The sequence below is a fragment of the Ralstonia soli genome (assembly GCF_023955655.1).
In the GTDB taxonomy this organism is placed as follows: domain Bacteria; phylum Pseudomonadota; class Gammaproteobacteria; order Burkholderiales; family Burkholderiaceae; genus Ralstonia; species Ralstonia soli.
This window is the reverse complement of record NZ_JAMXHT010000002.1, coordinates 1-22,446: the sequence shown is the minus strand read 5'-3', so window position 1 is coordinate 22,446 and position 22,446 is coordinate 1. Positions and strand designations below refer to the sequence as shown.

At 64.7% G+C, this 22,446-nt stretch carries 21 protein-coding genes; 7 read left to right on the top strand and 14 right to left on the bottom strand.

Going from position 1 to position 22,446, the window contains the following annotated elements:
• The first annotated feature begins 269 nt into the window (after positions 1-269).
• The 6 genes from NG900_RS03965 to NG900_RS03940 all read left to right on the top strand — a co-directional run bounded on the left by NG900_RS03965 (position 270) and on the right by NG900_RS03940 (position 6,391).
• Positions 270-1,088: an SDR family NAD(P)-dependent oxidoreductase gene (locus NG900_RS03965; protein ID WP_252676970.1), complete on the top strand. Its 819-nt coding sequence runs from the start codon at positions 270-272 to the stop codon at positions 1,086-1,088.
• A 79-nt stretch (positions 1,089-1,167) separates the two neighbouring features.
• On the top strand, positions 1,168-2,106 hold the full coding sequence (locus NG900_RS03960) for an alpha/beta hydrolase (protein ID WP_252676969.1): 939 nt from the start codon (positions 1,168-1,170) through the stop codon (positions 2,104-2,106).
• The gene (locus tag NG900_RS03955; RefSeq protein WP_252676968.1) at positions 2,103-3,251 is read left to right on the top strand and encodes a 3,4-dihydroxy-2-butanone-4-phosphate synthase; all 1,149 of its coding nucleotides are present in this window, start codon (positions 2,103-2,105) and stop codon (positions 3,249-3,251) included. Before NG900_RS03960 ends, NG900_RS03955 begins: the two co-directional genes overlap by 4 nt.
• 79 nt (positions 3,252-3,330) lie before the next feature.
• Complete coding sequence (locus NG900_RS03950; RefSeq protein WP_252676967.1) at positions 3,331-4,512, top strand: acyl-CoA dehydrogenase family protein; 1,182 nt, start codon at positions 3,331-3,333, stop codon at positions 4,510-4,512.
• An 8-nt stretch (positions 4,513-4,520) separates the two neighbouring features.
• Complete coding sequence (locus tag NG900_RS03945; RefSeq protein WP_252676966.1) at positions 4,521-5,729, top strand: acyl-CoA dehydrogenase family protein; 1,209 nt, start codon at positions 4,521-4,523, stop codon at positions 5,727-5,729.
• A gap of 110 nt (positions 5,730-5,839) precedes the next feature.
• On the top strand, positions 5,840-6,391 hold the full coding sequence (locus NG900_RS03940) for a nuclear transport factor 2 family protein (RefSeq protein WP_252676965.1): 552 nt from the start codon (positions 5,840-5,842) through the stop codon (positions 6,389-6,391).
• Between the two features lie 52 nt (positions 6,392-6,443).
• On the opposite strand, the gene NG900_RS03935 is transcribed toward NG900_RS03940, so the two are convergent.
• The 7 genes from NG900_RS03935 to NG900_RS03905 all read right to left on the bottom strand — a co-directional run bounded on the left by NG900_RS03935 (position 6,444) and on the right by NG900_RS03905 (position 13,478).
• Entirely contained in the window at positions 6,444-7,247 is an 804-nt protein-coding gene (locus NG900_RS03935) for an SDR family NAD(P)-dependent oxidoreductase (RefSeq protein ID WP_252676964.1), read from the bottom strand.
• 73 nt (positions 7,248-7,320) lie between these two features.
• Entirely contained in the window at positions 7,321-8,904 is a 1,584-nt protein-coding gene (locus NG900_RS03930; RefSeq protein WP_252676963.1) for a FadD3 family acyl-CoA ligase, read from the bottom strand.
• Positions 8,901-10,016, bottom strand: coding sequence for an alkene reductase (locus NG900_RS03925; protein ID WP_252676962.1), 1,116 nt, complete (start codon positions 10,014-10,016; stop codon positions 8,901-8,903). The genes NG900_RS03930 and NG900_RS03925 overlap by 4 nt, the downstream gene beginning before the upstream one ends.
• A 16-nt stretch (positions 10,017-10,032) precedes the next feature.
• On the bottom strand, positions 10,033-10,659 hold the full coding sequence (locus NG900_RS03920; protein WP_252676961.1) for a nuclear transport factor 2 family protein: 627 nt from the start codon (positions 10,657-10,659) through the stop codon (positions 10,033-10,035).
• A gap of 51 nt (positions 10,660-10,710) precedes the next feature.
• Positions 10,711-11,538 carry an SDR family NAD(P)-dependent oxidoreductase gene (locus NG900_RS03915; RefSeq protein ID WP_252676960.1) on the bottom strand — a complete coding sequence of 276 codons (828 nt, stop codon included), beginning with the start codon at positions 11,536-11,538 and terminating at the stop codon, positions 10,711-10,713.
• Positions 11,539-11,548: 10 nt separating this feature from the next.
• Complete coding sequence (locus NG900_RS03910; protein WP_289813664.1) at positions 11,549-12,376, bottom strand: SDR family NAD(P)-dependent oxidoreductase; 828 nt, start codon at positions 12,374-12,376, stop codon at positions 11,549-11,551.
• 13 nt (positions 12,377-12,389) lie between these two features.
• The gene (locus tag NG900_RS03905; RefSeq protein ID WP_252676958.1) at positions 12,390-13,478 is read right to left on the bottom strand and encodes a 3-ketosteroid-9-alpha-monooxygenase, oxygenase component; all 1,089 of its coding nucleotides are present in this window, start codon (positions 13,476-13,478) and stop codon (positions 12,390-12,392) included.
• A 329-nt stretch (positions 13,479-13,807) separates the two neighbouring features.
• Between NG900_RS03905 and NG900_RS03900 the strand changes: the two genes are divergently transcribed.
• The gene (locus NG900_RS03900) at positions 13,808-14,962 is read left to right on the top strand and encodes a helix-turn-helix transcriptional regulator (protein ID WP_252676957.1); all 1,155 of its coding nucleotides are present in this window, start codon (positions 13,808-13,810) and stop codon (positions 14,960-14,962) included.
• A gap of 8 nt (positions 14,963-14,970) precedes the next feature.
• Here NG900_RS03900 and NG900_RS03895 read toward each other — a convergent pair whose 3' ends face one another.
• The 7 genes from NG900_RS03895 to NG900_RS03865 form a co-directional block, all read right to left on the bottom strand.
• Positions 14,971-15,483, bottom strand: coding sequence for a TetR-like C-terminal domain-containing protein (locus tag NG900_RS03895; RefSeq protein ID WP_252676956.1), 513 nt, complete (start codon positions 15,481-15,483; stop codon positions 14,971-14,973).
• Between the two features lie 274 nt (positions 15,484-15,757).
• Positions 15,758-16,165, bottom strand: coding sequence for a RidA family protein (locus tag NG900_RS03890; protein WP_252676955.1), 408 nt, complete (start codon positions 16,163-16,165; stop codon positions 15,758-15,760).
• 14 nt (positions 16,166-16,179) lie between these two features.
• Positions 16,180-17,517, bottom strand: coding sequence for an NAD(P)/FAD-dependent oxidoreductase (locus NG900_RS03885; protein ID WP_252676954.1), 1,338 nt, complete (start codon positions 17,515-17,517; stop codon positions 16,180-16,182).
• Positions 17,514-18,755 (bottom strand): MFS transporter, encoded by a 1,242-nt coding sequence (locus NG900_RS03880; RefSeq protein ID WP_289813661.1) that lies wholly within the window; start codon positions 18,753-18,755, stop codon positions 17,514-17,516. Before NG900_RS03880 ends, NG900_RS03885 begins: the two co-directional genes overlap by 4 nt.
• 87 nt (positions 18,756-18,842) lie before the next feature.
• Positions 18,843-20,222, bottom strand: a complete 1,380-nt coding sequence (locus tag NG900_RS03875; RefSeq protein ID WP_252676950.1) for a DUF1329 domain-containing protein — start codon at positions 20,220-20,222, stop codon at positions 18,843-18,845.
• Between the two features lie 50 nt (positions 20,223-20,272).
• The gene (locus NG900_RS03870; protein ID WP_252676948.1) at positions 20,273-21,835 is read right to left on the bottom strand and encodes a DUF1302 domain-containing protein; all 1,563 of its coding nucleotides are present in this window, start codon (positions 21,833-21,835) and stop codon (positions 20,273-20,275) included.
• 419 nt (positions 21,836-22,254) lie between these two features.
• The coding region (locus NG900_RS03865) for a hypothetical protein (protein WP_252676946.1) at positions 22,255-22,446 on the bottom strand (192 nt) is incomplete at its 5' end.

Here is a 22,446-nt window from a genome sequence, read left to right as displayed (position 1 = left end):
GCCATTATAGAAGTCGTGCTTGTGCAGGGCAGCACGGGAAGGCTAGTGGTTTGCCCGAATCCTCCTCACTCCAATACCCGCGCTTTTCAACTGCGGAACGCGCGCGCGTTCTGCAGGGGCCTGGCCCCTAATGTGGTCCAGCGCAGCAGCATGCACCTCGTTCAAACGGACGATGTCTCGCATGGGGTCCGCCGATAGAAAGAAGCCATGCGCGCCGGTCATGCAATCCGGCGCCACTTCATGCTCGGCACATCACAAAGGAGACCCATATGCCACCCAGCCAAGCCAACGCAGCCCTTCCGACAGCGGTCATTACCGGCGCGGCAGGCGGCATCGGGCGCGCGCTCGCACTCGCCCTCGCCAAACAGGGTCGGGCCCTGGTACTGGCCGACGTGGACGCTGCCGCACTTGAGCGCGTCCAAGCGGAAGCTGCGGGCTACGGCCACCCCGTGGCATGCCTGCGCACCGATGTGGCGGATGCGTCGCAGATCGAACAACTCTGCGCCTTCAGCTTCGAAACCCTCGGCCACGTCGATCTGCTGGTGAACAACGCTGGCGTGCTGGCGACCGGCCCGTGCTGGGATCTGGAGACGCGGGTGTACGAACGTGTGCTCAACGTCAACCTGTGGAGCGTCATCCATGCGCTGCGTGCCTTCGTTCCGCGCATGAGCGCGCAAGGCCATGGCCACATCGTCAACGTCGCCTCGATGGCGGGGCTCGCAGTCGGTCCGTGGCTGGCGCCGTACACGATTTCCAAGCAGGGCGTCGTTGCCCTGACCGAAGGGCTGGCGATGGAAGTGCAGGCGTCGGGCCTGCCGCTCAAGGTGTCGGTGGTCTGCCCCGGCCCGGTAGCCACTGGCATTGCACAGAACTTGTCGACCGAGGCGCCAGGCAGCGTGAGCCACATGAATCACGCCCTGCGCACCGGCATCGCACAGGGGATGACTGCCGACGAGATGGCGCAACACATCCTCGCGGGCGTTGCCGCGGGGGACTTCTGGATCATGCCGCACGACGAAGCGCGGGCCGCCGCAAAGGCACGCGTCGAGCGCATCGTGCAAGGCGAAGCACCGAGCTTCGCCGTCTGACTTCCACCGTCCACAGGCAGACCAGCCGCGCCATGAGCGACGGCTTGTTTGCGCCCCACACCTTCATCAGGAACCGAAGATGTCGCACGATCCGCAAGTCCGCGCGCTGCTCGACAACATGGCGCATATGCCGCAACCCGATTTCGACACGCTGTCGCCGGAGGTCTACCGCGCCATGCTGGCGCAGATGCCGCCATTCGCGCCCGGCGATGCCATGGCGCAAGAACGCGCGCTGACCATGCCCGGTGCGGCCGGTCCGCTGCCTGCGCATCTGTATGTTCCGCACGGCGATGGCCCGTGGCCGCTGACGGTGTTCTTCCACGGCGGCGGCTTTGTCACCTGCGGCATCGAAACCCACCACAACCTCTGCCGCTCGCTTGCACAGCGCGCCGGCACGATCGTGCTTTCCGTGGCCTACCGCCTGGCCCCGGAGGCGCCGTTTCCCGCCGCCGCCGACGACGCGTGCGCCGCCGTGCGCTGGGCCGCCACCCATGCTGAAGAACTGGGTGCACGCAGCGGCGCCTTGGCCGTTGCCGGTGATAGCGCAGGCGCCAACCTGGCAGCCGTGGCTGCCCAGCAGTTGCGGGGCACGGTCGCGCTGTGCCATCAGTTGCTGCTCTATCCGTACCTGGACTGCGCCGATGAATCCGGCAGCGTGCAGACGTTTGCCCAAGACAACTTCCTCACCCTCGACATGCTGCGCTGGTACAGCCGGCATTACCTCAGTGATGCGCAACACGCCAGTGACGTGCGTGCGAGCCCGCTGCGCAACCCCGACCTGGCCGGTGTTGCCCCCGCCACCATCATCACGGCGGAATACGACCCGCTGCGCGATCAGGGCGAGCGCTATGGCCAGCGCCTGCAGCAGGCCGGCGTGCCGGTAACGGTGCGCCGCTGGCCCGGGCAGATTCATGGCTTCATGAGCATGCTCGGGCTGCTCGATGGCGCGGAAGCCGCCGTCAATACCGCGGCTGCCGCCTTGCGCGACGCGTTTGCGGCGCATCAGGCATGTGTATGAAGTCCGATCCCATCGCAGAGGTACTGCACGCGCTCGGTGGCGGGCAACGCGTGGTCGTGATCGAAGAAGACAGCGATGAAGCAACCGGCTGCGTTCTGGTGGCTGCCGACCACGTGTCGGAAGCCGATATCAACTTCATGGCGGCGCAGGCACGCGGGCTGGTGTGCCTGGCCATCACCGAAGACAAACGCAAGGCGCTCAAGCTGCCCTGGATGGCCACCGGCAGCCGCGAGCGCGAGGCCTATACCGTCTCGATCGAAGCCGTCGAAGGCGTCAGCACGGGCATCTCCGCTGCGGATCGTGCCCTGACCACGCGCGTGGCATCGGCGCGCCATTGCCGAGCGGAAGACTTGGTGCAGCCAGGCCACGTTTTCCCGGTGGTGGCCCAGCCGGATGGCGTGCTCAGGCGAGCCGGCTTTGCCGAGGCCTGCTCCGATCTGCCCAAGCTGGCTGGACGCGAGGCCGCTGGTGCCTATGCCATGCTGCTCGACGATGCCGGCGAGCTGCTGCGCGGCCAGCACCTGATCGCGTTTGCACGGCAGCACGGGCTGCGCGTCGCCGCCATCAGCGAGTTGATCCACCACCGCCTGCTGGCCGAACGCACCTTGCGGCGCACGACCACCAGCGAGCTGGTGACGCCCCACGGGCGGTTTGCGCTGCACGCGTACTACGACGAACCGCTCGATGCGGTGCACCTGGCCCTGGTGATGGGAGAGATCGACCCGGACGAGCCGGTGCTGACCCGCGTGCAGGTCGTGGAGGTGCTGCGTGATGTGATCCTGGGCGGCGGCAACATGGCAGACGCCACCGCCAACAGCCAGCCTCCCAGTTGGAACCTGAGCCGTTCACTGGCACGCATTGGCGCGGAAGGCCGCGGCGTGGTCGTACTGCTGGCCGAACGCGAAACCTCCGGGCATGTGCTGGCCCAGCTCGCGCGGCTCGGGACTTCAGCCCCGCCGTCACCCCCGGCCTTTGCACAACGGGCACTTGGCGTGGGTGCGCAGATCCTGCGCGATGTCGGCGCACGCAAGCTGCGCCTGCTGAGCCACCCGGTGGCCTACCGCAACATCACCGGCTTCGACCTCGAAACGGTTGAGTTCCTGCCGCCAGACGGGACGAGGCAGCCCGCGGCCCCCACGGAATGATCCCGCCGATCTTGCCGATCGCGCATATCCCGCCTGCGGCCGACACCACCCGGGCGCGCAGGCAGACAAGGAAGAGACCATGCATTTTTCCCTGACCGAAGAGCAGCAGCTTCTGGAGAGCAGCGCCCTCGCCTTCCTGGCGAAGGAATACGACGCGCAAGCCCCCATGGCCGCGCCGGAACTCTGGCAACACTTTGCCGACATGGGCTGGCTCGCATTGCCGCTGCCGGAAGCCGATGGCGGCTTTGCCGGCGGCGCGGTGGACACCGGCGTGCTGATGCGCGCATTCGGCCGCCATCAGGTCAACGCGCCGTACTACGGCTGCGTGCTATTGGCCGCGCGCCTGCTGGCTGAGCTGGGTACCGCTGACCAGCGTGAGCCATGGCTGGCCGCCGTGATGGCCGGCGAGCAGCGCATCGCCCTGGCCCACGACGAACCGCACCGCCACACACCCTGGGCACCACGACAGACCTGCGCCGTGCGTGACGGAGACGGCTGGCGCCTGACCGGCGTGAAGGCGCTGGCAGCGGGCGCGGATGGCGCCGATGCGCTGCTGGTCTCCGCCAGGCTGCCCGATACGGCTGCGCACGCGGTGTTCCTGGTCTCGCCACAAAGCGTTGGCCTCAGCATGCACGCCTGCCGGACCGCAGACGGCGGCGCGGCTGCCGACGTCTACCTTGAAGGCGTGCGTGTGAGCAACGACGCGCGGCTCGGTACCGCCGACGACGCCACGCCCGTCCTCCACCGGGTTCTGGCCGAAGGCCTGATTGCCCTGTGCTGGGAAGCCTGCGGCGCCATGCAGGCCGCGCTGGAGCAAACCGTGTCTTACACGACCCAGCGTGAGCAGTTTGGCCAAGCCATCGCCAAGTTCCAGGTCGTACAACACCGCCTGGCGGAAATGGCCGTGTGCTGTGAAGAAGCGCTGGCCGCCACCGAACTGGCGGCGCTGCGTGTGAACGGTGGTACCGCGGATGTGCTGGCCGCAGCCTCCATGGCGAAATCCAAGGTGGGCCGTGCGGCACGCTATGTCGCACAGGAATCGGTGCAATTGCACGGCGCCATGGGCGTTTCCGAAGAGACGCCGGTGGCCGGCCTGTTCCGCAGGCTGACTGCGTTCCAGCAACACGGGGGCGCCACCGCCTGGCACAGCGCAGAGCTCGGCCGCCGCCTGCTGGAAAGCAATGCGTGGCGCGAGAGCCAGACGCTCTTGCCTGGCCATCATCACGCACCCGCCTCTTCTGACTCCCTGGTTACCGCGTAAGGCTTGCCATGAATCTCGAACTCACGCCCGATCTGGCCGCCTTCCGCGACGAAGTCCGAGCCTTCCTGAACGAACACCTCACACCGGAGTTGCGTCTGGGCCAGCGCCTGACGAGCTCCATGTACCCCGAGCCAGAAATCTCCGGCCCGTGGCAGCAGGCCCTGCAGCGGCGCGGCTGGCTCGTCCCGCTCTGGCCGAAGGAATGGGGCGGCACCGGCTGGAGCCCGGTGCAACGCTTCATCTTCGAGACGGAGTGCGCACTGGCAGGCGCGCCGCTCGTGCACCCGATGGGCGTGCGCCTGGTCGGCCCCGTCATCCTCAAGTTCGGCACCGAGGCGCAGAAGCAGGAGCACCTGCCCCGCATCCTGTCGAGCGAAGACTACTGGTGCCAGGGCTTCTCTGAACCCGGCGCCGGCTCCGACCTGGCATCGCTGAAGATGCGCGCCGTGGCCGATGGCGACGACTACGTGCTCAACGGCTCCAAGCTCTGGACCACCCACGCGCACCACGCCAACCGCATGTTCGCGCTGGTCCGCACCAGCACCGAAGGCAAGAAGCAGGACGGCATCAGCTTCCTGCTGATCGACATGAACAGCCCTGGCATTACGGTGCGGCCGATCGACACCATCGGCGGCGATCACGACGTCAACGAGGTCTTTTTCGACAACGTACGCGTGCCGCAGGCCAACCGCATCGGCGCCGAAAACGCGGGCTGGAACTGCGCCAAGTACCTGCTCGAGTTCGAGCGCGGCGCCGGCATCTTCAGCCCTCGCCTGCGCAGCCAGCTCAAGCGCGTGGGCGATGCGATGGCGGCGGTTCGCGCCGGCAGCACGTGCGATGACGGCGCGCGCCTGGACCCCCATCTCGAAGCGCGCTTCGGCGAAGTCTGTGCCGACCTCGATGCCTTCGAAATGCTGGAACTCAAGACCTTCGGCAGGCTGGCGCCCGGCCAGAGCCCGGGCCCGGTCTCATCCATCCTCAAGCTGCGCGCCAGCCGGCTCAAGCAGGCGGTGGCAGAACTCGGCGTGGAACTGCTTGGCCTGGAAGGCCTGCGCTGGCGAGACGAAGCCAGCGTGACGCCCTACGCCGATCATGCCGACAGCGCCCTGGTTGGCACCCTGCTGCCGGAGTTCCTGAACAGCCGCGCCTATACGATCTTCGGCGGTGCAGCGGAAGTGCAGCTGGGCATCATCGCCAAGACCGCTCTGATGCTCTAACGCGCTGACGGCTGCGCAAACCACGTGCGGCAATTGCCGAACTCCCCGCGAGTGACGGCGCGCCGCACCGTGGCCTGCCGCGCAGCGCGCACCACGCAACAAACGCGATCATGGACGCCACAGACCCGACCTCCCGCCTGCTGGCGCTCGAAGCGCAGGTACGCGCGCTGGGCGACCAGCTCGCCATTCATCGGTTGATTGCCAGCTATGGCCCGCTGGTCGACAGCGCCGTCGATGCCGCGCGCAGTCACGAAGCGGCCGCGCTGTGGACCGAAGACGGCATCTATGATTTGGGGCCGGACCTGGTAGCGCAAGGCCGTGCGGCCATTGCGGCGCTATTCATGCATGACGTGCACCAGCAATTGATTCGGGATGGCAGCGCGCACGTCATGGGATTGCCGCTCGTTGAACTCGATGGCGACCGCGCGTTGGTACTTTCGTACTCGCGCGTGTATCGGCATACGGCCGAGGGTTTCACGGTGTGGCGTGTCTCGGCCAATCGCTGGGAGCTCGTGCGCGAGCCCAGCGCGGTACCACCGGATGGGTCAGCGAACGTGCCTGGCTGGCGCATCGCGCGCCGCGTCAATCGGCTGCTCGACGGCAGCGCAGAGGCGCAGGCATTGCTCCGGCCATCGGCCTCGTCCGCGAACGGGACGGGATGACGATCCGGCGCGGCCGGCAGGATGTGCTGGCCGCGCCGGTGGGACGCCTGCCTCAGCGCTGCGACGGAATATTGCCGCCGTCCACGACGATCTCGGTGCCGTTGATATAGCTGGCTTCGGCCGAGAGCAGGAAGCGGACGACCCGCCCGACTTCGGCCGGGTCGCCGAGGCGGCCGAGCATGATTCGCCGCTCGAAGGTGCCCTTGGGCAAGTTGCTCACAACAGGCTGCACCATGGGCGTGAGGATCTGCCCCGGCGAGACCGAGTTCACACGAATGCCATCGTTGGCCAGACCATCGGCCAGCGAGCGCACGAGCGACAGCAGCCCGCCCTTGGAAGCTGTGTAGGCAGGAATCAACCCATTGCCCAGCGTTGCATTGATCGACGCGATGCCCACGACCGCCGAGCCCGCGTTGGCCCGCAAGTCCGGCAGCATCGCCTGCACGAGCATGGCCATGGCGCGCAGGTTGACGTTGAGCACGGCGTCCCAGCGGGCCTCCGTCAGCCCGTCGACACCGCTTTGATCGACCACACCGGCGGCGTGGACCATGCCGCCAAGGGCGGGCAAGGCGGCACGCGTTCTTGCCAACGCGGCCTCCAGGCCGCTCACCTCGCGCAGGTCGATGCCCAGCCCGAAGGTAGGCACGCCGTAGCGCTCGGCCAGCGACGCCGCAACGGCCTGCGCCTTGTCTTCCTGGATATCCCAGATGGCAACGGGGCGGCCGACCGCCGCCAGGGCGGCGGCCGAAGCCTCGCCAATACCCGATGCACCGCCAGTGACCACCACCGCGCTGGCGGGGGTGTGCAGCGCAACGGAAAAATCATCCGCTTGCGAACGTGGGTTAGGGGTCGTCACACGAGGTCTCCTTGTCTTGATTTCATTGGCCATCGTCCGATGGCTTGGGCATGCATGCGGGCGCAAGGGCGGCTCATGGTTGCACCTTCCCGGAAAGATCCCGCAGCATGTTCTTCATCACCTTGCCCGAGGCATTGAGCGGCAGCGCGTCCACCACATCGACGACGCGCGGCACCTTGTAGTTGGCCATGCGCTCGCGGCACCAGTCAATCAATTCGCCCGCACCCAGGCGCATACCCTCGCGCAGTACGACATACGCCCGGCCGACTTCACCTTGCCGTTCGTCGGGCATGCCGACCACCGCCACCTGGGCAATGGCAGGATGCTCCGTGATGAGGTTTTCCACCTCCGCCGGATAGCAGTTGAATCCGCCGACGATGTACATGTCCTTGAGCCGGCCGGTGATGCGCAGGTTGCCGCGTTCATCAATGGAGCCGACGTCTCCGGTGTGCAGCCAGCCCTCGCTGTCGATGGCGTCGCGTGTTGCGCCCTCGTCATCCAGGTATCCCTGCATGACGTTGTAGCCGCGGATCAGCACTTCACCCACCGCGCCGGCGGCAACGTCGTTGCCAGCCTCGTCGATACATCGCAGTTCCGTGCCGGGCAGTGCGCGCCCGCAGGTGGTGGCGATGGTTTCCACGTCGTCACCCGGGTGACAGACCGTCGCCAGCCCGCAGCATTCGGTGAGCCCGTAGGCGGTGAGCACTGTCTGGAAGCCCAGTTGCTGCTGCATGCGGCGGATCAGTTCGGGCGCCACGCTCGCCGCCCCCGTCACCGCCACGCGCAGCGAAGACAGATCGAAGCGGCCCACCAGTGGATGCGCGAGCAGACTCAGGTACAGGGTCGGCGATCCGGGCAAGAAGCTGACCCGGTCCACCTCGATGCGGCGGAGTACGGCTTCGGCGTCAAACACGAGATGCGGCAGGATGGTTGCGCCGCGCATCAGTGCGGCAAGCCAGCCGGCCTTGTAGCCAAACGCATGGAAGAAGGGGTTGACGATCAGATACCGATCGCCCTCGCGCAGCCCGACGATGTCCGACCATTGCGCAAACGCACGCAGGTTCTGCGCGTGCGCGGTGATGCCCCCTTTCGGCTGACCGGTGGTGCCCGACGTGAACAGCACGTCGGAGGGCATGTCGCCGGTAATCGCGCCGGCACGCGCCCTCCATTGCGCTTCAGACGTGCCATCTGCCTGCGCCAGGAAATCTTCCCAACGCGTTTCGCCCGCGCGTGCCCCGCGCAAGATGACCCGGTGTTCCAACTGCGGAATCGCATGCCCGTCGAGCATGTGCGGATACCGGATATCCAGAAAGTCGCCAACGCAGAAAAGCACCCGTGCCCCGCTGCGCCGCAGGATGTCTGCCGCCTCGCCTCCCTTGAGCCGCGTGTTGATCGGCACCAGCACAGCGCCCGCGCAATGGATGCCCAGCGCCGCGACGATCCACTCGTGAATATTGGGGGCCCAGATCGCGACCCGGTCTCCGCGCTGCACCCCCAGCGCCATGAGCGCGCGTGCTGCGGTCTGCGACGCGCGATACAGGTCTGCGTAGCTGAGTTTGTTGCCCGCTTCCTCGATCGCCGTCACCTGCGCATAACGCTGCGCAGAGCGGGCCAGCATGTCGGGGATGGTGGACACGCCTGTTAGTGCGTTGCTCATGCGGAGGCACTCCCGGTCGCCGCGACCGCCTGCAGTTGGAGCTCCGACGGCTGCAGCGAGGGGTAGTCTGAATAGCCGTGTGCGCCAGGCGTATAGAGCAGCGACCGGTCGAATGCGGCCAGGGGCGCGCCTTCTCTCAAGCGCGAGACCAAGTCCGGATTGGCGATGAAATGGCGGGCAAACGACACGGCATGGCCGGCTCCGCTAGCCACGGCCTGCGCGGCGGTCGGGCCGTCAAAACCGTCATTGACGATCAGCGGCCCGCAAAAATGGCGACGGACCAGTGCCATGGCGTCCAAGGCAGGATCGGGTGAGCGGCTGACATGCAGATAGGCCAGCCCCAGCGGCGATACCGCATCGAGCAGCGCTCCGTACGTGGCTGCGGGGTCGTCATCGCGCATATCGTTGTAAGGATTGCCGGGGCAGATACGCAGCCCGACCCGCGCGGCACCGATTGCCGCGGCCATCGCTTCGAGCGTCTCGACGGTAAAGCGGATGCGCCCCATCAACGACTGCCCATAGCCATCGGTGCGCTGATTCGAACACGCCAGCAGGAACTGCATCGGCAAATAGCCGCTGCTGCAGTGCAGTTCAACGCCGTCGAACCCCGCTGCCATCGCGTTCACCGCGGCCTGGCGGTATTCGTCGATTACAACCGCGATCTCTTCGCTGCCCAGTGCGCGAGGCATGTCCATCTCGACCATACCTTGCGCATCCGAATACAGCGTGCCGCGCGCACGGATGGCCGATGGCGCAACGGTTTGCGCGTCCGGTGCCTTGTTGTAGCGCGAGGCGACGCGCCCAACGTGCATGAGCTGCAGCACGATCTTGCCGCCCTGCCGGTGCACCGCATCGGTGACCTGTCGCCATGCGTTGATTTGCAAGGCCGTGGCGATGCCGGGCGTCCGGCAGTATCCCTTGCCGTGCTTGCTTGGGTAGGTGCCCTCGGCAACGATCAGCCCAGCACTGGCGCGCTGGGCGTAGTACGCCACGTGCAAGGCAGTGGGCGCGTCATCGGCATCGGCACGGCTGCGCGTCATCGGTGCCATGACGATGCGGTTGGCAAGTGCCAGATCACCCAGCTGAACAGGTTCAAACAGGTTCGCCGTCATGTCGTCTCTCGTGCATTCAGCGTGTGCGGATCTTCGGAACAGACGAGCCGCGCCGCATGGTTTCGAGAAACGCATCCAGCGGCGCCGGATGCGCGACGTCGGGCAAGCCGTCCTCCGGCTTGTTGTTCCAGAAATCCTTCCACGACGGCCACAGCTCGTGCCATGAGCCGTCGTAACTCTCGCGCCCGGGCCAGCGCATCTTCTTGTCGCCGATCGGCGGCTTGTTGAGGTCGGTGGCATAGAGGTAGCAGGGCAACCGCCGCCGGAAATACCAGCGGCCGTCAATGCGCTCGTAGTCGTCCCAATAGAGCATCTGCATGATGACCCATTCGGGGCCGGTCTCGTGCTCGTTCTTCGAGTAGACGACACCGCTGGCGTGGTCGGCGTCCTTGAACTCGATGATGTGTCCGCCGATGTGATGCGACGTCACCGTGAACTGGTTGCGCAAGGTCTCGTCGATCCAGCGTTTCAGGTGCGCGCGCCCGCTCTGGTTCTTGCCGACCACGACGTCTTCGGGGAAGAGTCCGGTCCAGGCGTCAAGGTCTCGCATGTCCAGGGCCAGCGCGTACTTGGCGGGCAACATGCGGATCGCTTCCATCGATTCGAGGCGGTCGATGCGTTGTAGCAAGGTTTCGTCGTGCATTGATGTGGGGCCTATCTTTGTACGTGCGTGCTGCGTGACGTATGGCGCGGCTCAGTTCGAAGCTGCTGCACCACGTCGCTCCGTCGAGCTCTCACTGACATAGTCGGTTGCGCCGACATCCAGCCGGCATGTCTTGCCGCCATCCACCACCAGGCTTTGGCCGGTGATGTAGGAGGCTTCGTCAGACGCGAGGAACAGGATGGCGTTGGCGACTTCCTGCGGATTGCCGATGCGCTTCATGGGAACGGACCGGGCGGTGCCGTCCGCCACTTCGTCGCTGTTGAGCGCTTCACGCGTACCCTCGCTCCAGACCACGCCCGGAATCACGACATTGACGCGAATGTTCTCGCTCGCCCCTTCCAGCGCCACCGCGCGGCTGAAATTCAATACGCCGGCTTTGGCCGCGCCATAAGCCGACAACCCCGGACTGCCGAGCAGGCCCACCACTGAGCCGAGGTTGATGATGGCGCCGCCCGCACCGCGCGCCTTCATCACGCGCATGGCGGCCCGGGTGCCGAAGAACGCGACGTCCAGACTGCCGCGCAGGCACTTGCGCCAATCGTCCGTGCCGACCTGATCGACGAGGCCCCAGGTGTAGTTCACTGCGTTGTTGACGATGATGTCGAGGCCGCCGAAACGCTTGACCGTCGCCTGGACGGCCTGTTCCACAGCCCGCTCATCGGTGACATCGGCCTGGACCCACGCCGCACCGCCACCTGCTGCCGTGATTTCGTTGACGACGGCCTCCAGCGGTTCGCGGCGCCGGCCGCAGATCATCACCTTCGCCCCTTCGGCGGCAAAGCGCTTGGCCGTTGCAGCGCCAATGCCCGTGCCCGCACCGCTCACCAGAGCGATTTTTCCTTGCAAACGTCCCGTCAATTTCGTTCTCCTAGATCATGGTCATGCCGCCGCTTACGGACAGCGTCTGGCCCGTGAACTGGCTGGCTTCGTCGGTTGCCAGGAACAGCGCCGCCTTGGCGATCTCCTCCGGCAACGCCATGTGGCCCAGGGGAATCGCACGCTCGAGGCTGCGAGCCCATTCATCGGGTATCGACGCCATCATTGGCGTCCGTGTCGGGCCCGGGCAGATGGCGTTGACGCGAATCCCACGCGGCCCAAGATCGCGCGCCAGGCATTTCGTCAAACCAAGCATGGCCGCCTTGGAAGCGCAGTAGCTCAGCGGCCCTTCGCCGGTCAGTGCCGAGACGCTGGCGATATTGACGATCGACCCGCGCACGCCGGCCTTGATCATCAGACGCACGGCTGCGCGCGAGCAGAAGAATGTGCCGTTCAGGTTGATGTCGACCACACGCTGCCACCCCGCATCGGTGAGATCGACGACCATGTCGCTGAACACCGTCGGGGTTTCCCCTGCGGCCAGCTGCGACGCGCGCGCGGCCACCCGCTCCTGGCATTTGTCGAAACCGTCTCCCGGTACCTGGCCAACGCCCGCGTTGTTGACCAGAACATCCAGGCGACCATACCGGCTCTCGATGGCATCAAACAGCTGCGTCACGGCATCGCTGCGGGAGATATCGCAGGCGCGCGCCAGCCCGGCATGATCCGGGCCGAGCCGGCTCAGGGTTTCTTGGGCAGCCGCCTCGTTCACATCCGCCACCACGACCGTCGCGCCCTGCGCCGCGAAGAGTTCGGCCATGGCGCGCCCCATGCCCGACCCGGCGCCGGTCACCACCGCCACCTTGTTTGCGAGTCTCATGCCTGCCTCGCCATCAGATGGACGACAACTGGCTGACCGCGTCCGCGGGCACCTCGGAGAGCGTGTGCCAGACGCCCTCGCGGCGTTCGAACACCTTCGCTTTGTGCAGATCGGCCGGCAGGTCTGCCGCATCCGTATAGAACTGCCGATACCACTCGCGTAGTTGATAGATCGGGCCGTCCACTTCGGAGAGCACGGGGTGGTCGATGCGGACCTTGTTGTGCCAGATCTCGACGTCCTGGAAGAAGGATTTGTGCGCCTGTTCCACGTAGGCCTGGGCGATCTGTTCGTTCTGCGCATCGGACAGCCCGGCGACCTTCTTGACCATGACGCCGTAGCGCAGCTCGAAGCTGTTCTGGTCGATCGGCACGTGGCAATTGAGCAGGATGGTGTGCACCGGCTGGCCGTCAACCTCCGCCGTCATCCGCGTGATGTGGTAGGCCGGGCCGAAATACGCACTGTCGGCGATCAGGCCATCCCCGAGCAGTTCGCTCTGGATACCGCGGAACATCTGGTAGCCGACGTGGCCGACGAAGGTGTTGCAGAAATAGCTGGCCGGCGAACCATGAACGGGGCCGAAATGCGCCACGTCGGCAAGGTTGTCGACAAGCTCGCGGCAGTTGTTGTGGATCACCATCTTGCGGACCGCCCACTCCGTCCATTCGCCGGCGAAGCAGGCGTTGATGCGCGGAATGGCCACCGCGGGCGGCGGCGGCAAGCCTTCGGGGTCGTTCCAGATAAACAGAAGGTGGTTCTGCTCGCAGGTCTGCCAAGACCGGGTCCGTGCCTTGGGCGGAATGCGTTTGGCGCAAGGAATATCGTTGCAGACGCCGTCCGCGCCCCAGCTCCAGGCGTGAAACCGGCAGACGATGGAATTGCCCTTCACCTCTCCGAGCGCCAGATCTGCACCCATGTGCGGACACCAGGCGTCGAGCACGTGGATCTGCCCGTCCTCGCCCGCAAAGGCAACCAGACGTGTTCCGAAAATATTGAGACTGTGGGGCTTGCCGTCCTTATACCCGGATGCCAGTCCGAGACAGTGCCAGCCGCGTGCGTACCGATCTTCCGTGCGATGTGTGTCGACTTGAGGCCGCGATGCCATGTTGCTCCTCCGTTATGCCTGCTTGGATGAGCACATTGTTTGGCTGGCGGACAAGCGGCTACATCCTGCATACGGACTAAGCGTGAGCGGACTGCCGGGTTGCTGCCGGATTTCGATATCGCGACGGCGAAAATATCGTCCGTTTCAATTAGATTGAATGCATGGGCATACAGATTGCGCGCGCAAGCCACTCAAACGCCACTGGAGGCCATGGAAGCGGCTGGGGGAAGCCGCTATGATGTTCTGCCCATAGCGAGCAGCGCACCAAGACGGCCGTGCTCAATGCAGTACCGGACACACATGGCTCCATACCCCTCACAGAAACGATCATGACCGTCCACCTCGATCAGCCGACGCCCGACATGGACGCGCTCTCCGAACTGATCGGCATGGTCTACGAGGGCGTGCTCATCGACATTCCGTGGCGCACGCTCCTCGATGCCCTGCGGCACCAGTTTTCAGCGACCTACGTGACGCTGGTGTTGCGCCCGCCGACCGATGGCTCAGCCGGGTTGCTGGTGACCTCCAGCGCTGTCGACACAACGGTGGGAACGGGCGCGTATGCCCAACACTTCTATGCCCTCGATCCCTTCGTCAACTTGCCGCGCGATGAGGTCGTCACCGTGCAGGAGTTGATCGGCCAGCAGCAGTGGCTGGAGAGCGAGATCTACCGCTTCTTCAACAAGCCCTACGATGTGCTCCACATCATGGGGGCCGATATTCGTACCGATCACGGTATCGAATGCCGTCTGCGGGTCTGCCGGTCGCACGCGGCTGCCCCGTTCTCCGACGCCGACAAGGCGCTATGCAAGCTGTTATTGCCGCACCTGCGGCGTGCGGTGCGCATTCGCGACGGCCTCAACACAACCGAATCACAGCGCCGGCTTTACGAAGGGACGGTGGACCGTCTGCTCATCGGCTCCGTGGCACTCGACGAAAGCGGCAACGTGCTGAGCACCAACTCGATCGCGGAGGCGCTGCTGGCGGAACAGGATGGCATCGCCCTCATGAACGGCCGTTTGGTCAGCGATCACTCGGTGGAAAACCGCAAGCTGCAGGGGCTGATCCAGCAAGCGATTACAAGCGGCACGTTTGGCGCCGCCCAGCCCGGCATTGCGAATGGCCTGTCCATCACCAGAAGCCCGGGCCGGTCCAAGCTTGGCATCCTGGTACGCGCGGTTTCCGCCGTCGATTGGTCCGGCAGCAAGCACCGTCCCGCGGCGCTGGTGCTGATTCGAGACCCTGACCAGAAAGCCGTGGCCTCCGCCGAACTGCTGCGAAGCATGTTCGACTTCACGCGCGCCGAGGCTTCACTGGTCCTGCTGCTGGTGGAAGGCCTCTCCCTCGATGAGGCATCGCAAGCGCTGGACATCAGCCGCAACACCGCGCGCGCGCATCTGCGTACGATCTTTTCAAAGGCGGGCGTAACACGACAGACTGCGCTGATCCAGACGATCTTCAACAGCGTCATCCCGCAGCATTGATCGCAGCGTCACGAACAGGCGTTGATCAGTTGCGCCACCAGGCGCTCCATAAAGCGGTCATCCGGCGTCTGCTTGATGAAGATGATGTTCGACACGATCGGCGCAATCATCATCGAAACGAGCATCTCGGCATCATGCCGCGCATCGATCTCGCCGCGCGCCTGTGCCTGGAGGATGGGCGTCTGGAAGACCGCCATCACGGTGCCCCAGTGCCCCGTCATCATTTCGCGGAACTCCGCGTTGTCCGTCGAGGCCAGAAGCGTGTTCATGGCGACCTCGGCCGGATTGCTCAGGAAGTCCCGCAGCGCGAAGGCCACGTGCCGGATGTCGGCACGCCAGTCGCCGGTGAACTGCACGTCGATGTGCGAGGTGTGTTCGCTTAGCGCCTCGGCAATCAGCGATGCTCTGTCGGGCCAACGGCGATGGATGGTGGTCCGATGCACGCCTGACAGGCGAGCCACCTCCTGCAATTCAAAATCGATCTGCCCCGCCTCGATCAACTGCAGCACGGCCGCTGTCACGGCGTTGCGCACCTGCTCCGTTCTACCTCCCGGCCTGCTCCGCCCAGGCCCCGCCTTGACTGTCATCTTGCTTGTACTCGGTCGTTTCTTCGTTCGCAGCATCATAGCGCGAGGCAGATATGGGCCAATCAAGACATCGAACATCATGGCGGTGACCTCACCATGGCCAGTACGCAGCGGGTACGCAGTCCACCGGCCGCGGTGCGTTGGCCGAAAGCCGGCCACCACCGCGATCACTGGGTCGTGACGCCGGCGCATCGCCAACGCGGATCGATCAGTCGTCGATCGCGACCACCGCCGAAATTTCAACCAGCACCTCTGGGCTAGCCAGCGCCTGGACCCCAACCATCGTAAAGGCGTGAGGCGGGAACGGTCCTCCGTCCAATGCGGTGGACAGGGCAGCCACGAACTGCTCGGCCACCTCGGGTGTCAGTGCCTTCAAATACACCGTGCTGCTGACGATCTGGTGCACGGTCGCGCCGGCGGCCTCCACGGCGATCTTCAGATGCCGCAGGGCCTGCTCCGATTGGGCACGATAGTCGTTGCCACCCAGCACCTCGTACTGAGCGTTGCAAGCCGTCTGACCAGCGACGAAGGCCAACCGGCGGCTCGCCGTGACGACGACCTGGGTGAGCGGCGGGAAGCTGAGCAAACCGCTGGGGTTCAGATGTTCAATGGTCATCAGGGTGCTTTCCTTTAAGCAAGGTTGAGCCGGTCGATGATTCTCGCGGCAGGGATCATGAGGTGACGGGTCTTGAATTCGAACAGCCGGGGCACACGCACGCGTTCTGGCTTCTCGACAGGGAGCACGCACGCATCGGTACGGTTGCTCGCCAGTGCATGCGCCAGGCTCATGCCGAGCAACGGCCCCATGACATTGCCCCACGTGCCGAGGTTCATCAGGGCCAGCACGCCATCTTCCACACGGTAGAGCTTTGGAAAGTCGGCGTGGTACACCGACGACGAATTCGCCGTGATGCCGGTCCAATACGCCTCCATTTCGATGTTGGCATCGCGCGTCTGCGGATGAGCCCGATGGAGGTGCTGCAGGAAATAGCTGAAGTAAGCCTGTGCTTCGTGCGCCCGCCCCGGATGCGGAATCGTGGCCGTGATCAGGCGGTTGCGCCCATCGATGACCATCGGATACAGCCCCGTCGGAAATTGCGTGACGGCCGCTCGGCTCGGGTTGATCGCATCCAGCACGTGCGCCGGTAGCGGCCGGGTCGCCATCGCGCAGGCCACCAGCGGGTACTGCGTGCGGGCAAGATCCGGAAAGAAGGGGTTGCCGGCGTGGCCGTTCGTGCAGATCACAACACGCTGCGTGAGCACGGAGCCCGCTGCGGTCCGAACCCGCCAGCGCTGCCCTTCGCGGGTGCACGCAAGCACCGGTGAGTCGCCGTATACCCGGGCGCCCATCCGCACCGCAGCCGACACCATCCCGTTGGTGAACAGGAACGGATTGACCCGCCCGCCCTCACGCCAATGGAGCCCGTAGCGGTAATGCTCGGTGCCGAGCAGCGCGCGCAGTTCCGGCGTACCGACGACATCCACGTCATAGCCGTATGCCTTCCATTGCGCCGCTTTGCGTTCGAGCGCGCGTTGCGGACGCAGTGCAGCTTCCACCATGCCGCACTTGGCCGCATCCCCATCGATGCCGTACTTGGCGCAAAGATCGAACACGATGTTGCGATGCTCGATGAAGAAGTCGACAAAGCGCGTGGCCCGATCGCCCCAGGCGCGCAGCGGCTCAAGGTCGTCCAGAAACGTCTGCACGTGTCCGGCGTTGCGCCCCGATGCGCCATTGCCCGGCTGCCGCGCCTCCAACGTGACGGCCCGTACGCCACGCTCGGCAAGATGGAGCGTGAGGGACGCCCCCGCCAGACCGGCGCCAATGACGACGACGTCTGTATCGATATCGCCGGCCAGCGGTGCATAGGTGGCCAGGGGCTCCTGCGGCCGCCATCCGCTGTATGCGATGTCGATCGCGCCCGCTTCGTACGCCTCGCTTGTGCTCATTGGTGCAAGCGACATCATGCGATGCCCTCCCGCGGCGCGCCACGCATCAGCGCGATGGGCACCAGCGCGGCAGCCATCAGCGCAGTGCACAGCACGAGCGCGTGCGTGTAGGTGTGCGTGACGTCGACCAGATACCCAAGCGCTTCCGGACTGATGGCAGAACCCAGGCCCGAGATCAGGTTGCCGATGCCGAGCAGGCTGCCGAAGTTGCGCTGCCCCACCGCTTCGGCCAGCAGCAGCGGTGAGAGCTGGTTGGCCAGATTGAACGTGCTGCCCCAGATCAACGAGAACGAGGCAATCGCCATCATGCCCAGCGTGCGGTCGCGCACGGCAAGCAGGCAGAGGATGCCGGCGGCGCTGGCAGCCGTGCCGACCAGCAGCACGGCCCTCGCCCCCCAGCGCTCGCTGAGCGCACCGAACAGAAAATTGCCGATGAAGGTTGCCGCACCGACCGCAGCGTAGATGGCCGCCGCGCGCTCTGCAGAATAGCCGCTGGCGACCAGGTAAGGCACCAGCGCGATGTACACGCCCAGACTGCTCAGCGTGACAAGCAGCATCATCACGATCCACAACCAGTAGCGCGGCATGCGCAGCGCTTCGCCAATGCCGTAGCCGGCAAGTGGTGTCATGCCCGGCGCGGCGACGTGCGTCACTTCCTCCGCATTCGGCAGGCGAGCCACCCAGAGCAGCAATGGCACGCAGGTGAGCGCGATGCACCAACCGATCGACTGCATCGCATAACGCCAGCCAAAAGCATTGGTGAGATGGGTGATCAGCACCGGAAAGATGATGGCGCCGATCGCGCCCCCGGCAAGCAGGATCCCGTAAGCCAATCCCTGCCGGTGTGGTGCGATCCAGTGTGAGGCGAGTGTGATGGCAGGGACATAGGTCGAAGCCCCCACACCAATGCCGGCGATGCCCATCGCGACGGTGAACACGTCGATGTCGAGGCTGCGCGCGGCGACGAAATATCCGATCACGGTCAAGACCGCGCCGGCCGTCATGACAGGGCACGGTGCAATGCGATCCAGCAACCAGCCCGCGGCGGGCATCGCCAGCGTCATGGTGATGAGGAATACCGTCGCCACCCGCGCCGCCTGCTCGTTCGAGCACTGGAATGCCTGCGTGATAGGCGGAGTGAGCACGCTCAGGGCATTCAGCGTGGTACCGAAGGCGACGCACAACACAAGGGCCAGGCCAACAACGACAATCCAGCCACGACGTGCATGGGGGTGAAGAGAAGTGGATGTCTGCATGCTTTCAAATGAGATTCAAGCGGGCACGGGCGACGAGAAGCGCGACCGGCCCGCCGCACCCGCGCGGCGGGCCGGGCCGTTGCACGGTTACTTGCCGGCGCCGCGAATCGCGTCAGCGGTGTAGTACCCCTCCACCGATTTGGCGTTTGGCGTGAGAGCGGGCATCGGGCCTTCATTGGTCAGGCGGTCCGCGTAGTACGTGCCCGAGATCAGGTCATGGTAGAAAGTCGCCGTCGCATAAAAATCCTTGGCGTCGAAGGCATAGAGCGTGCCCATGTAGTTCGTGCGCCAGAGCGTGCCGCGTGCATCGAAGTTGTCGGCGGCGACTGCATTCCAGGTGTCTTCGTCGATGTACAGCACCCGCTTCGCGTACTGATGGCGGTAGCCTTCCTTCAGCGTGGCCTGCAGCACCCACACGCGATGCAGCTCGAAGCGCATGTAGTCCATGTTTTCATGCCCCTTCGTCAGCATGGCCGCGTACTTGATGTTCGGGTCCATCAGCTTGTAGTTGTCGTAGGGGATGTACATCTCGTGCTTGCCGACGATCTTCCAGTCGTAGCGCAGCCCCGAGCCGTTGAACAGGCGATCGTCATCGACGGTGCGAAAGCCGCCGGGGCCCTGCGGCTGGTCGAAGCCGAATTCGGGCGCCTGCCGCACACGTCGCGTCCCGGGGTTGTAGACCCACGTGCGCCGGTTGTCGACGCTGTCCTGATCCCACATTTCATATCCGGTGATGATGGTGCCGCGATCGGATAACGGCAGGATCGTGGTGTTCCGGAAGAAGCTCTTGCTGTTCAGCGGATTCTTCGGGTCGAACACGTCCGAACTCGCGGGAGCGTAGATCGTGTAAGTCGTCTTGCCCCACACCAGGTTGCCGTTCGGATACACCACCGCCTGGTCGTAGATCGCGTCCTCCGCCACGAGGCTGGCGGCCAGGCGCAGGTTCCACATCAACTCCACGCCCGACTTCGGAATCGGGAACGGCGCCATCGGCGGGAAGTCGCGCAGCCCGTTCTGGCTCTCGTTCATGGTCGTGCGCGCGGCTTGCATGTGAATGGCCTTGTATTTGGCGTCGGGCAAGCGGAAATCGCGATGGCTCGGGTACACCGGGATCTTGAACGTCTCCGGATAGCGCTTGAACATGGCCTTGGTGCCTTCGGTCAGTTTCGACTCGTACTGCGCCATGTTCTTTGCCGTGATCACGGCGATGGGCTTCTCGTTGGCGTACGGGTCTGGGTAGCGCTCGCCGGGCTTGTAGTCGACGCCGGCCGGTGCGCCGAGCACCTTGCCCGTCCAGGCGGGAATGGACCCATCGGCATTGCCGGCGCGCTCAGCGCCCATCGGCGTGAGGGGGCCGTCCAGTTTCTTGAGCTCCTCAGGCGTGAGCTTGGCGAATGCCGACAGCGCGAGGGTCGTACCGGCAACCCATGCCAGGGCGCGCAGCGCGGGGCGAAGTTTGCGTTTCATTTCCAATTTCCTTGTGTCAGGGTAAAGACGCGTCAGAAGTCAGAACGCGATCAGAACGAATACGTTGCGGTGGCGAGTACGTAGTCGCGGTCCGCCAGCGGGCGCGTGACCGCGTTCGGTGTGCCGAGGAACTTCGCGTACACGATCCCGAGCTTCAGATTGCTGTGGTACGTGAACGTCAAGCCGGCCGAGACCTGCGTATCGCCTACCCCGGTCAATGCACCGAGCGCCCCAGCCAGCGACGTGTTGCCCGAGAACTGGTGGGCGTAAGTCAGCGGGACATCCAGATCCCAGCCGTCGAACACGTTCTTGTAGCTCAGCGTCCACCCCACCTCTGCGGCCAGGGCGCCGCGCGTGTTGGTCAACTCGGTCGACCCCTCCAGCGGCTTCACGCTGGCAACGCGCACGTAAGAGACTTCGCCAACCAGCGTCTGCGATGCCGCCAGCGGCGTCGGGCCAATCGTGTAGATGGCCGACAGATTGGTTTGCCAGACGTTGCCTCGCGTGGGCAGCGGGCCGTCCGCGGTGTTGACGAGCACGGCCGCACCCTGACGGTACGAGGCTTCGCCGGCAACATTCACACCGAAGAGATCCGTCGAAAAGCTCGCCCCGGTCAGCTTGATGTTGTCGAAGTACGTCTGCTGGTATTGCAGTGTCGGAAAGACACTGAAGACGACGTTGGGATTCGTGTCGTTGTAGTGCAGGTGATACAGGCCGAACTCCGTGCCCTGCTCGGCGCGCCAGCGGCCGCCTACCCCCCACTGATTGCGGCTGCTCGGCTTGATGTCCGGGCCGCGCGGAATCTGAAAGCCGTCACCCGTGATGAACTGCGAGCCCGGGCCGGTCACGTCGGAATAGCTGAAGTAGCCGCCCGGCGGCACCAGCTGGTTCTCCCGGAACTGGAACTGCTTGTAGCCCAGCAAGCTGATGCTGGGCGTCAGGTTCCACTGCATCGACAACTGCGGTGTCGGCAACAGGATGTCCTTGACTTCGGCACCGGCAACATAGCCCTTGACCGCATCCACCGGGGCCTGTGCGGCAGCAATGTTGGCGAAATACAGGCTCTCGCCCCATTGCACGACCTGGCTACCCAGCTTGACGTTCAGCTCCGTGTCCGCAAATTTGAAAGTGTTGTACGCATAGGCCGACAGCAGCTTCGCGCGGGGTCCGCCAAGAAAATGCTGTGCGTCCGAGGTGAATGCGTTGTAAGCGCCATCCTTGTTGACGGTATCGGGCGCGTTGTTGTCGTTCGGCCGGTGATAGGCCTGGTCGTAGAACGCACTGAAGCGCAGGAAGAAACCCATGTCGCCGTGCTTGAGATCCCCCTCGCCCAGGAAGTTGACCTGGTTCTGAATCAGGCTCCCCTTCTTGAAGTTGCGGTCGCCATCGTCGCCGTTGATGTTGTCGGGCGAGAGCAACGTACCGCTCGGCGAACGCGTGCGCATGCCAAGCCCGTAGCCCACCGTTGCCTGGTAGTCGAGCGTGGTGTCCGCTCCCAGATCGATGGTATTGCCCGCCCACGCCGGCATCATCACTGCCGCGCATGCTGCCGCTAACGCCGTTCTGCACCACTGTCCGCGTGGCCCGCCCAACCCAAGTTGCTGCGTGTACATCGCTCCTCCTATGTGTGACTACCTGTCAGATAGCCGGCGAAGCGTAGGCAATCGGGTGTCGCTGCCGAATCGTCTGCTTGGAGTACTGGGATTCCCTAATACATCTCACGATGCATTTGCAAGAAGATCCAGCCGGTAACTGAAGATGGCACTCAGGGGCGCCACGATTCCGGGTCGAAGCGCTCCCTCCGCCCGCCCCGTTGTGACTGCGCTCGGGGGATTCTGTCGATCGACAAGTTGTCGGGAGACACAATACATGGAACTTGCGCCACTGATTCTTCAGCGTTTTCCCACTTATTGTGTCGGTGCTAGTGAATCGGTTTGACAGAATAATTGCGAATGCATGGACATATCGCGCTAATTAGTGAGACCAGCGTGACAGACCATGGCCGGTGACCCAGAAGTTTTCTGGATATGCCTCATCTTCGAAGAGAAGGATACAGAGAGGAGCCGCCACCTAGTTCAAGGCGCAGCGTGGCGAGACTGTTGATTTGCACCGAATTCTGACCCAGGATTTGCATCGAAAACTGACCCACCCCAAAGGCTGTTAGGTGTCGCTTTGTGCGGGTTGTTTGGCGGTGCGTTTCTCCTTCTTGGGCTGGGTGGTGCTG